Origin of the sequence: Aquimarina sp. TRL1 (genome assembly GCF_013365535.1) — a bacterium.
Classification (GTDB): Bacteria; Bacteroidota; Bacteroidia; order Flavobacteriales; family Flavobacteriaceae; genus Aquimarina; species Aquimarina hainanensis.
Genome location: NZ_CP053590.1, coordinates 1116960 through 1127690, shown reverse-complemented (window position 1 = coordinate 1127690; position 10731 = coordinate 1116960). Strand labels below are relative to the sequence as shown.

General features: G+C 37.6%; 11 protein-coding genes and 1 tRNA gene. 10 read left to right on the top strand and 2 right to left on the bottom strand.

All coding sequences use genetic code 11. The features are described from left to right. The first annotated feature begins 20 nt into the window (after window positions 1–20). Genes HN014_RS04515 through HN014_RS04480 form a run of 8 tightly spaced genes read left to right on the top strand, consistent with a single transcriptional unit; the run spans window position 21 to window position 7433 of the window. Window positions 21–446: a type IV pilin protein gene (locus HN014_RS04515; RefSeq protein ID WP_176027699.1), complete on the top strand. Its 426-nt coding sequence runs from the start codon at window positions 21–23 to the stop codon at window positions 444–446. Next, on the top strand, window positions 446–946 hold the full coding sequence (locus tag HN014_RS04510; RefSeq protein WP_176027698.1) for a hypothetical protein: 501 nt from the start codon (window positions 446–448) through the stop codon (window positions 944–946). Before HN014_RS04515 ends, HN014_RS04510 begins: the two co-directional genes overlap by 1 nt. After that, window positions 943–2373, top strand: coding sequence for a GspE/PulE family protein (locus HN014_RS04505; protein ID WP_176027697.1), 1431 nt, complete (start codon window positions 943–945; stop codon window positions 2371–2373). The genes HN014_RS04510 and HN014_RS04505 overlap by 4 nt, the downstream gene beginning before the upstream one ends. 2 nt (window positions 2374–2375) lie before the next feature. After that, window positions 2376–4286, top strand: a complete 1911-nt coding sequence (locus HN014_RS04500; protein ID WP_176027696.1) for a type II secretion system protein GspD — start codon at window positions 2376–2378, stop codon at window positions 4284–4286. Beyond that, window positions 4286–5479 carry a hypothetical protein gene (locus HN014_RS04495; RefSeq protein ID WP_176027695.1) on the top strand — a complete coding sequence of 398 codons (1194 nt, stop codon included), beginning with the start codon at window positions 4286–4288 and terminating at the stop codon, window positions 5477–5479. The genes HN014_RS04500 and HN014_RS04495 overlap by 1 nt, the downstream gene beginning before the upstream one ends. Beyond that, window positions 5472–5999, top strand: coding sequence for a hypothetical protein (locus HN014_RS04490; RefSeq protein ID WP_176027694.1), 528 nt, complete (start codon window positions 5472–5474; stop codon window positions 5997–5999). Before HN014_RS04495 ends, HN014_RS04490 begins: the two co-directional genes overlap by 8 nt. Further along, the gene (locus tag HN014_RS04485; protein WP_176027693.1) at window positions 5983–6948 is read left to right on the top strand and encodes a hypothetical protein; all 966 of its coding nucleotides are present in this window, start codon (window positions 5983–5985) and stop codon (window positions 6946–6948) included. The genes HN014_RS04490 and HN014_RS04485 overlap by 17 nt, the downstream gene beginning before the upstream one ends. Before the next feature lie 5 nt (window positions 6949–6953). After that, window positions 6954–7433: a hypothetical protein gene (locus tag HN014_RS04480; protein ID WP_176027692.1), complete on the top strand. Its 480-nt coding sequence runs from the start codon at window positions 6954–6956 to the stop codon at window positions 7431–7433. Between the two features lie 57 nt (window positions 7434–7490). Here the strand turns inward: HN014_RS04480 and HN014_RS04475 are convergent, their stop codons facing one another. Next, the gene (locus HN014_RS04475) at window positions 7491–8441 is read right to left on the bottom strand and encodes a bifunctional helix-turn-helix transcriptional regulator/GNAT family N-acetyltransferase (RefSeq protein ID WP_176027691.1); all 951 of its coding nucleotides are present in this window, start codon (window positions 8439–8441) and stop codon (window positions 7491–7493) included. Window positions 8442–8719: 278 nt separating this feature from the next. Here HN014_RS04475 and HN014_RS04470 point away from each other — a divergent pair, with 278 nt between their 5' ends. After that, a complete protein-coding gene (locus tag HN014_RS04470) occupies window positions 8720–8968 on the top strand; it encodes a GlsB/YeaQ/YmgE family stress response membrane protein (RefSeq protein WP_176027690.1) in 249 nt (82 codons plus the stop codon). 197 nt (window positions 8969–9165) lie between these two features. Beyond that, window positions 9166–9238: transfer RNA gene (locus tag HN014_RS04465), tRNA-Met, on the top strand. A gap of 117 nt (window positions 9239–9355) precedes the next feature. Here the strand turns inward: HN014_RS04465 and HN014_RS04460 are convergent. Continuing rightward, entirely contained in the window at window positions 9356–10726 is a 1371-nt protein-coding gene (locus HN014_RS04460) for a hypothetical protein (RefSeq protein ID WP_176027689.1), read from the bottom strand. Window positions 10727–10731 lie beyond the last annotated feature (5 nt).

Below are 10731 nucleotides of genomic sequence, written 5' to 3'. Positions count from 1 at the left end.
AAATAAGGAACACGAAGATTATGGTTATAAAAAAACATCGACAGTTAAAAAAAGGATATGTAGCCGCATATTCGATGACAGAGATTCTGATCGTCTTGTGTATTATAGGCATATTATTACTCATGGTACTGCCCAGTCAGACCTCTGTGATTGCCCAGGCGAAGTCCATCGAGGCGCAGAGTATGCTCAATCACCTCTATGGTTTAGAGAAAAACTACTTTTACCGACACTCACGCTATAGCAGTGATTTTGAAGCATTGGGATTCGAGCCGGCATTGACCATAGAACAAGGGGGGCAGGCCGTATATCAGATTCAAATTATCGAAGCAGGAACCAATAATTTTAAGGCAACTGCAACTTCGTTATCTGATTTTGATGGAGATGGAAATTTCAATACCTGGTCGATTGATGATAAAAAGCAATTAAAAGAAGTAGTGAGGGATTAATGGAGTATCAGGAATTACTTATAGAAGTAGGCGTATTGGTGCTTTTGGCATTGATTTTCTGGCAGGACTATCGCCATAGAGCGATCCATATAGCACTTCCTATTGGGATATTTGTACTGGGAGCATACCAGTTTTACCTCAGGGGATATGAAGTGAAAATGGCAGGATATTCTCTGTTGTTTTTACTATTGACTCTGGGAGGGGGCTATCTGTATATTCGTATTCGCAACACAGCAGCTACAGATCTTTTGGAAATGATCGGTCTGGGAGATATATTATTTCTGGCAGCTGTAATTCCCTTTTTTAGTCCGTCTAATTTTATACTGTTTTTTATCAGTGGACTGCTCTTTTCTATTGTGGTGTTTACTGCAATTCCTACCCTTAGAAAAACGGCTTTGGTCCCTTTAGCAGGATTATTGGCACTCTATATGCTAGGGATACGCGTGTTTCAAATATGCTGGGAGTCCGATGTTTTTTATGCTAAACTGAGTGTGTTATGAACGGAGAGAATATCATCGAATTAACAACAGAGCTACAACAGCGGATTCCGGCAGATCTGGCACATCACCTACAGGTGATTCCCAAAGAAGATCAGGGAGATGCCCTTTGTTTCTATGTAGCAGCAGATAAAGATTCCGAAATGGTTCGGGAAGAGCTCACACTATTATTAGGAACAGCTATAGAAGTAGCTCCGATTTCTTCTGCAGCGATCAAAAAAGCATTGATCCGATATTACCGCAGAGGAACAGAAATAGAGACAACTGCGACAGGAGAAACAGCAGCAGCTAAGACAATACAGGGAGGTCAGGATTTTCTGGATGAATTAATCCTGGAAGCCAAACGCATCGGGAGTAGTGATATTCATTTCGAAGTGTTTAGTGATGAAGCCAGAATTCGCTATCGGATTGATGGAAAGCTGATTGAAAAATTTAAAATAGAAAGAGAAAATTATTTGGAACTGGTCAATAAAATAAAGATCAGATCCAATTTGGATATTACCGAAAAACGATTGCCACAGGATGGACGTATTAATTACGAGGCATTTGATATTCGGGTATCGATACTGCCGACTTTGTACGGAGAGAAAATAGTTATGCGATTACTGGGGAGAGATACGACCCATGTAAGCATTGATGCACTGGGAATGGAATCTACAGAGAAAGAACAATACCTGGAAGCCTTAAAAGCTTCTAAGGGAATCATTCTGATCAGTGGACCAACCGGATCAGGAAAGACCACCACCTTATATGCCAGCCTGAAACTACTGAATAAAATGACCAGTAATATTGTCACGATAGAAGACCCGATAGAGTATACCTTAAAGGGGATTAATCAGGTACAGTTGAGAGAGGATATAGGGCTTTCTTTTTCGAGTGCCTTGCGGACCTTTTTACGACAAGATCCGGATATTATTATGCTGGGAGAGATCCGGGATGGGGCTACTGCAGAAATGGCTATTCGTGCAAGCCTTACCGGGCATTTGGTACTGTCTACCATTCATACCAATTCTGCTATAGGAACCATCTCCAGACTGATCGATATGGGAGTTCCTGCTTTTTTGATAGCAGAAACCTTAAAAATTTCTGTAGCACAGCGATTGGTACGAAAACTATGTGAGTGCTGTAAACGAGAAGAAACAGTACGAGAAGAAGCATATAAGCATCCTTTATTCCGGCAGTTGAAAACCCATTATGTAGCAGTAGGGTGTGATCAATGTTATTATACAGGTTATAAAGGAAGAACTGCTATTTATGAAATGATTCCTGTGGATTATGAATTAACACAGGCAATAAAGACAAATTCACAACAATTAGAAGAACAATTCTTACGAGATAAAGAAAATAGATTATCCGTAAAAGCACTACGATTAGTGTCTAAAGGGGTTACAACGATAGAAGAAGTGTATTCTATTATAATAGAAGGGTAAAAATGATACGAAGAATCATATTTTTTGGGGTATTGCTGATGCTACAACAACTGGTAGCACAATCGGATTATAAAACCGTGGAAGCACAATTAAACGAAATGGCTCAGACCAAAAAGGGCTTAAACGAAGTAACACAGCTGGATGTATCCGGGTTGACACTCTTTGAGATTATTACCTCACTGGCAGAGGAGCATAAAATCAATGTAGATGTTGATCCTAAACTCAACCAACAAGTGGTTAGTAATTTTTTTGAAGTTCAGGTCAAGGAAGTATTTATGTTCCTGATTCGCAAGTATGAATTACAGGTTCAGTTTATGAATGGGATTATTCTTTTTAAGCCCAAAGAAGAGGTAAAGGAACTACCAAAACCTGTTCCGCCAAAGAAATTACAGATTAGTTATAACAAGCAAAATGACTTTTTATCACTAAAGCTAAAAAAAGATTCATTAGCTGCAGTGGCAGCTTATATTACAGAACTGTCGGATAAAAACATTGTCCTGGGACCTGATGTCAAAACCATGAAAGTCTCTGCTTATATTGTAAACAGACCTTTTGATCAGGTTGTTAATATGATGGCAAAGTCCAATCAATTATTGGTAGATAAAGACGAAAATGGGTTCTACTTTCTGTCTAAAGATCAGGAAGGAGCATTGAATACTAAACCATCGAATAAAAGGAGAGTGCGTACCAAAAACAGGGGGCAATTGGAGCGGGGAGACTTACAATTAGAGCTCAAAAAAAATGGATATTTGTATATCAAAGCTACAGAAGCAAGTGCGATGGCAGTTATTTCAGAAGCCGCTGAATTGCTTAAGGTTGGCTATACGATGTATGATCTTCCACAAGAAGTAACCACTACTATTTTTGCCGAAGAGATTGATTTTGACAGCTTGTTGGAACATATTTTTAAAGGAAAGAAATACGCCGTAAAAAATACAGATGGGTTTTATATTATCGGAAGAGAATCTACCTCCGGATTGCGAACCACAGAACTGATACAACTGGAAAACCGAACCATAGAATCCGTATTAAGTACCTTGCCCAAAGCCTTGTTACAGGATGTAGATGTCTTGGAGTTCGTAGAACTCAACGGATTGTTAGTCTCTGGCTCCAAACCAGTGATAGAAGAGTTGCAACAGGTGATTCGTAAGCTGGATAAGGTAGTGCCACTGGTACAAATAGAGGTGATGATCGTACAGTATAAGAAAACGTATGATATACAGACAGGATTAAAAGGCGTTCTGGGAGATGGAACAAAGAAGGTCGTTACTAAAGGGACTATTTTTCCTACTACGGAGGTTACCCTGAACTCCACTTCTATCAATAAATTAATTAATGCCTTTAATGGATTAGGAGTGATCAATATTGGAAAGGTCACTAAGGACTTTTATGCGAATTTAAGCGCATTAGAAAACAATTCAATCATCAACCTGAAATCAACACCTAAAATTGCTACACTGAGTGGTCATGAAGCAAATGTCTCTATAGGTGAGACGAGTTATTATTTCGAACAGCGAAACCAGATTCTTAATAATACGGTGAATAATCAAATTGTACAGTCAGGACAGTGGAAAGCAACAGAAGCAAATCTGAGTGTGAATATTAAACCCTTTGTTTCTCTAGATGAACATGTAACTCTGGAAATCTCTGTAGAAAAGAGTGCCTTTTTAGGACGAGCAGGAGAAGGAGCCCCTCCAGGGAAATCTACACAGAAATTCGAGTCCCTGATTCGGGTAAAAAATGATGAGATGATCTTATTGGGGGGACTCGATGAATTAGAGAAAGAAAACTCAGGAAGCGGCACTCCCTTTTTATCCAGAATACCGGTAATTAAATGGTTTTTTAGCAGTAGAAAGAAATTGAGAGATAAGTCAAAATTACATGTGTTTATTAAGCCTAGTGTAATATACTAATGATAAAGGAAGCAGTACATACAGCAATTACGGGAACGACCTACCAATCGCTCCATATTCATATGGAAGGCGGGCAGCGTAGTTATCGGGTATTAAAAATTGCCCGTAAAAAAACGGCGATTCGCCTGGTTAGCGAGACTGTATTGGATAAGCAGGAGGCGCTCTGGACAGTATTGTCTAAAAACCATCCGATATTGGTTTCTTTCAGCGGGCAGGGGATTATCACAAAAAAGGTAGCAAACTCAAAAAATTACCAGTCTGAGATTATATACAATGCTGCTCCGGAACAGTTTTTTTGGTTTGAGTATGTCGAAGAAGATTCGAGATATGTGAGCATCGCCCGAAAAGAGCTTATTAATGAAGAGCTGACAGCGATTTCCGAAAAAGGATTTTATACGCATGATGTCAGTATCGGACCGTTGGTTTTGGTTGCGATAAAACCCCTGCTGAATGTAACGGTGATTCAAAACTTACAACATCAATTGCATTTTGATACAGAAGGGTTACAACAAATTACCAAAATGACATCAGACGAAACCGTACGTTACCATTTTGGAGAAGATTTTATTGATAATGCATCTATTCAGGGAGTTGCTCAGGTGGTTCAGCATTTGTTCCCATCTCCTCATCTTCTTACTGAAGAGCCAGAAGCAGTTATGGCTGCCAGGAAATTATTTGTCTATAGAAAGTTGTTTAATATTTCCGGAGCTTTTGTGCTGGGATTCTTTTTGCTGAGCTTATTGGTTAGTTATTTGCTATTACAGTTTTATCAGGAAGAGTATCATACGACACAGGTGAAACTGGGAGAACAAAATATAACCTATTCGAAATTGGTTTCTCTGGAGAAAGACGTAAAGAATAAGACCGCCATATTAACTGAATCAGGATTGGATAACACCAGAGGGGTTTCTTTTTATAGTAATGCGATAACCAAAGACCTTCCGGGGGAAATTCGCCTGAATGACGTAAAACTGTTTTTGCCAAATCATAAAATAAAACAAGGGCAACGCATCAACTTTGCTAAAGATGAGATTTCGATAGAAGGAAGTGTTGCTTCATACGCAGTGTTTTCGGAATGGATAAAACAGCTAAAGAAAAAACCGTGGATCCAAAAGCTGGAGATCATCGATTTTCAGGGAACGGGTAGGGAAAATGTTTTTGTAATAAAGTTAAAAGTCCGGTTTAATGTTTGAGAAGATATCATATCAAAAAAAGCTGTTGATACTTGTGGGAATAACCATTATGCTGGGATATACTGCTAATAAGAGGTCTTTTGCTATAACCAGAGAAGCAAGAACAGTATTACTGGAGTCCAGAGAAAAACTGGAGAAAGCAACAAATTCCAGACAGCGAATTAATGGTTTGACCAAAGAACTAGCTTATCTGGATGAGGTCATCGGGAAGCAAGCAGCAAATCCTGACATTGTACAACAGGAAATTATTAACACCTTTACCAAGGTAGGAGGGCAGATAGAACTCGTAAAACTAGAAGAGGTACACACGGCTCAGGATGCATACTTTAAGGTGTATAGCAATCGGCTTGTTTTATCAGGAGATTATGAAAGCTTGATCAGAGCAACTTATGCCTATGAGAAAGATTTTGAATACTCCAGAGTTGTTAGTTGTCACTTTTATGTAGTAAAAGATCCTCGTACGCAAAGAAAAAAATTATATGAACAAATTATATTTCAGAACTATGAAAAAATACATTAATTATATATTGATCCTGGCAGGAGTGGGCTTTGTCGCCTGTGATGATGTGATCGAAGATGATATTACGGATGATGTAATCACGACGATTGTTCCCGAAAATGGAATCGAGATAGAAGGAAATACGGTTCAGTTTAGATGGAAGGGGATAGAAGGAGCGGATTCCTATCGGATACAGATTAATGAAGGTGCTACCCAACGAATCATACTAGATTCGCTGGTGTCTGAAACTGTCTTTGATTATGCGATGACGCCAGGTGACTATCAATGGCGTATCAGAGGAGAGAATTTTGCGTATCATACAGCCTATTCTTTCCCAAAAGAATTCAGCATTGTATCCTCTGAAGACTTATCAAAACAAACAGTATTGCTAAAAAAACCAGATAATGAATTGTATAAAAATAGCCTGGCAATAAATTATTCCTGGGAAGGGATTGTAACGGCTACTCATTATAAATTTAGAGTGGTCAAAGTAGAAGGAGATGCAGAAACAGTAGCTTTTGAAAATCCCAATGTGCTAGACACGTCTATTACTCTGACAGATACGGATGTCACATCGGGGGATGCGAAATATATATGGCAGGTGAGTGCTTATAATGATTCGAGCCATTCTGATTTTTTTGGAAGGGTCCTTTATCTTGATACGGAGTTACCTCCGGCACCTAATTTGATAAAACCGACCAATAATCAAAATTTTACAACGGGACAGGAAGTTACCTTTTCATGGAACTTTAGTAATGATACAGGGGTTATAAAATCTGGAATTACTGCAACATTGCAGGTAGCCTCTGATGAGAATTTTGGGAATATAGTCGCTACTCAAGAAGTTGCCTCCGAAGAATATAAACAAGCGTTTACCACAACGGGAACGTATTATTGGAGAGTAAAAGGACTGGATGCGGCAGGGAATGAAGGTCCTTTTAATAGTTCCGGAGTTTTTAAAGTAAACTAACACAGGTGAAAAAGAAGCGTATAAATATCTTTTTAGGAATTGTTTTACTGGTCATTTGGGGGCTTGTGGGAACCAAGCTACTACGGTCTTTCTTTACGGAAAAAGAAGTGGTGATTACGTCAGAGGCTCTAGTAACTCCTACAGTAAGAATAGAACGGATAAAAGATACATTTTCTTTGGATATACAAGATAGGGATCCTTTCTTAGGGAAAATAAAAACCAGAAAAAAGAGGGCTCCGAAAAAGAAAGCACCTTCTTATACAGGAATTCCGAAAGTAAAGCAAGTAACGCAATGGCCTGCTATTACCTATCTCGGATTTGTGAAATCTTCCGGACATAAATATCGCTTGGGATTATTGCGGGTAGATGGGGTTTTAAAAAGAGTGAGAGAAGGAGGGGTGATAAAAGGTGTACAGGTACTCAAAGTAGAGAAAGAACAGCTAGTTGTACGATTAGGAAAGGAACTTCGCAAGATTAAAAAGTAAGAAAGGGAACATTCCCCTCCTTGCTTGTTTTTTCTCCAGGGATAGTGTACAATTACGCTATTCATTCCATTCATTCTTATTAAAACGAATTCTCATGTGACGATGTTTGAGTCCCACTTCTTCAAAAGGAGTTCCGTAGATAGAAAATCCGGATTTTTTATAAAAATCAATAGCTGTTTCCCGGGCATGACAGCAAACTTCTTCGATTTGATTTTCACGACAGAACTGCTTAAGCGTATCGATTAATAATTTTCCTATCCCCTTTCCCTGATAAGCAGTATCAACAGCCATCTGTATCAATTGCGTTTTGTTTTTTTGGGTGTTTAGAGGTACCAGTACAAAACAACCGATTACTTTGTCTGCTTTGACAGCAACGAAGTGCCAGGAAATAGCATCTTTCTTTTCCCAGGCATGATCCGGAAGACCAATCGGTCGCAAAAGAACCTTGTTACGTAGATTACGCTCCGATTCGTATAAAGGATGATGGATATCAATGATTGCCACAGTTGTTTTTTGTGAGGATCGCATCAAATCTGAATGGTCAATGCGTTTTAGAAGCTGCTCCCGATCTCTTTTCTTAGCCTCCTGAAATAAAGGAAGTACGTTATTGTTCATTTTTTTTAATTGAGATAACAGATGTTGATACTCCTCTTCAGAGAATCCCTGATTACTGACATTGCTGATAAACTGTTCATTCCTGATAAGAAAAGAACAGGTCTTTTCTCCTTTGTCTGTCAGGTATAGTAGTACATTACGTTTATCCTCTGGGTTTGTCTGCTTTTTGATATATCCTTTTTGAATGAGTTTACTCACAGCTTTGCTAACAGTGGTTTTGTCCAGTAGTAAGATAGCAGATAATGTTTGCTGATTAATACCAGGATGTTCGTATATCCGGGTTAAGAATTGATATTGCCCTTTTTTTAGATCGAGAGGCTCGTATAAAAAATCGACAAAGGTATTGATAGAACGGTATATTTTACCAATTTCCCGAAGGATTAGATGATCCATAAATTTAATAGATGAAAGTTCAACTAAGTCAAAAATAATGAAATTAGTTGAATGCTCATCTATATTTTTAATAATTAAAATATATACAATGATTTTCAATTACAAGAGATAAAAACAAGAAGTCGGTTAGCGTACTATTGACAAGGAATTCCTACTAAAAAAGAACTTGTCTTAGAATAGATATGTTAAATAAAAAATATTTTTTAATGTAAAGCTCTGATAGGTAAGTGAATATTTTTTTCTATATTTAAGAAACTAACTGAAAAATCAAAACTATTATGGGAGGATTATTATACTCTATTTTGATTGGAGCTGTTGCCGGATGGTTAGCAGGTAAACTAATGAAAGGAGGAGGCTTTGGGCTTCTTATCAATATTATTCTCGGGATTGTAGGTGGATTAGTAGGAGGATGGTTATTCCATACACTGGGAATCCGCTTATTTGATGGGGTTCTTGGAGATCTTTTAACAGGAGTTATTGGAGCCTCGGTAATATTATTCGTCGCGGGATTATTTAAAAAATCGTAAAACTAAAGGCTAATTTAGGTCACATGTATAATGTGTAGCATAACCGTTTTCTGTAGCTTCAGAAAACGGTTATCTGTTTTTTTAGGGATAAAAAGTTGATATTTTGGGAGTTACTGATGTGTAGGTGTTATTAGAAAAGTAAAGTTTCAATAATAACTGGGATAACATAAAAAAAGCTGTATCTTTGCAGCGAATATCGCGGGATAGAGCAGTAGGCAGCTCGTCGGGCTCATAACCCGAAGGTCACAGGTTCGAGTCCTGTTCCCGCTACAACGGATAACCTCTTGATTTTCAAGGGGTTATTTTTGTTTGAGGAAGTCTGTTTATAAGGTGGGTTCATTGAGTTTTGGAATAAAGTACCGTTACAAAGTACCGTTTTTGTTGTTTTTAATCTCCGAAAATGGTCATCTCAGCTATTGCAGAACTTATTACTTTCTCGTCTATATAGTGTTTTTGAAGTACTGCATCGGTAGTATGAGAGGATAGTTTTTTAGCATCTCCTTTTAAGGCTTTATTCAGATGCGTGAGATATGTTTTTCTAAGGCATTTTAGTTGTAATTCTCTATCGGTTTTTAAACGTTTGTAGAAATGAGTAAACCCCTTAGATAAATTATCCATAATGGTTCTGGTAGATATATTGGATCTGTCAGGGCATAGCAGATAATTATTTGTATTCTTGTTTTCATAATACCCGAGTCTTACTAATAAATTTCTTAAACTTGCTGTTACAGGGACTATACTAGCGTTTACATTGTCATTGAATCCTTCTCCTAATGCTCGTTCAACCTTAAGATTTTTTAGTTCAATAAATGCTATTTTACCGTCAATTTCGTGAATCATATCCCAAGTGAGTTCTACTACTTCTTCTCTGCGACCACCTGTATGTAGGCATAGCAGTATTCCATCGGCAAGAAAGTCTCGATATATATTTCTTCTTTTTGCTGTTTTATTGTTAATGGATACCCATCCATTTTCCTTACACATGTTTTTTGGGCTTATTAATTCTTTGAACTCTTGTTCAGTTATCGTTTTTTTTTCCGTTTGAACAGATCGGTGTTTTGCTTTCTCAAATGGGTTTTTCTGATTAATGTTATAATTTTCTATTGCCCATCCAAAGAAACTTTTTACCGATACCATTTTATTATTGTAGGTTTTGTTTTTGTAATTTTTGTCATTCAAAAGATAGGTATGAAAATATCCAACGTGTATGTTTGTTATTCGATGAACAGGAGTTACTTTCTTATTTACTTTATTTTTGGACAATGCTTCATTAAATAGAGTTAAACATTTCATTTGTTCTTTAATGTGGCTGTCTGATCGTTGTACTTTTTCGTGTTCTGGAACGCCGATGTTGTCTAAAAAATCAATGTAAGCTAGTTGCGCATCAAATAAATAGGCACTGCGTTTTTCATTATGAGAGTCATTGTCTTCTATAGTGTTGATGTCTTGTAGAAACTTTTTCTTGAATTTGATAGTTTCCACTACGGCATCTGCATATTGTGTAACATCAAAGGTTTTGCTTACTTTGGAGTCTTTTGAGCCAGGTACGTGAAGTCTAGCTTTATATCGATGCTTGTCAAAGAATTGGCAGTTTGAAAATTTGGAGTTTGACTTACCGCATTGAGGTTCAATCTTTGTAGTCTTTCCGTTCTTTTCTCGCTTAACTTTCTTTGTCCAGAAGTAATGCTTTTGACATTCATTGCAGTAAATACATAAGCCTTCGTGTTTTTGAAGCGGTAGTTTTTTACGTCTATTCATATGAT

Excerpts from the sequence above, each read along its gene's own strand:
- HN014_RS04460 (WP_176027689.1), bottom strand. The coding sequence starts at position 10,726 with ATGAATAGACGTAAAAAACTACCGCTTCAAAAACACGAAGGCTTATGT.
- HN014_RS04470 (WP_176027690.1), top strand. The coding sequence starts at position 8,720 with ATGGGAGGATTATTATACTCTATTTTGATTGGAGCTGTTGCCGGATGG.
- HN014_RS04475 (WP_176027691.1), bottom strand. The coding sequence starts at position 8,441 with ATGGATCATCTAATCCTTCGGGAAATTGGTAAAATATACCGTTCTATC.
- HN014_RS04500 (WP_176027696.1), top strand. The coding sequence starts at position 2,376 with ATGATACGAAGAATCATATTTTTTGGGGTATTGCTGATGCTACAACAA.
- HN014_RS04485 (WP_176027693.1), top strand. The coding sequence starts at position 5,983 with ATGAAAAAATACATTAATTATATATTGATCCTGGCAGGAGTGGGCTTT.
- HN014_RS04505 (WP_176027697.1), top strand. The coding sequence starts at position 943 with ATGAACGGAGAGAATATCATCGAATTAACAACAGAGCTACAACAGCGG.
- HN014_RS04515 (WP_176027699.1), top strand. The coding sequence starts at position 21 with ATGGTTATAAAAAAACATCGACAGTTAAAAAAAGGATATGTAGCCGCA.
- HN014_RS04495 (WP_176027695.1), top strand. The coding sequence starts at position 4,286 with ATGATAAAGGAAGCAGTACATACAGCAATTACGGGAACGACCTACCAA.
- HN014_RS04510 (WP_176027698.1), top strand. The coding sequence starts at position 446 with ATGGAGTATCAGGAATTACTTATAGAAGTAGGCGTATTGGTGCTTTTG.
- HN014_RS04490 (WP_176027694.1), top strand. The coding sequence starts at position 5,472 with ATGTTTGAGAAGATATCATATCAAAAAAAGCTGTTGATACTTGTGGGA.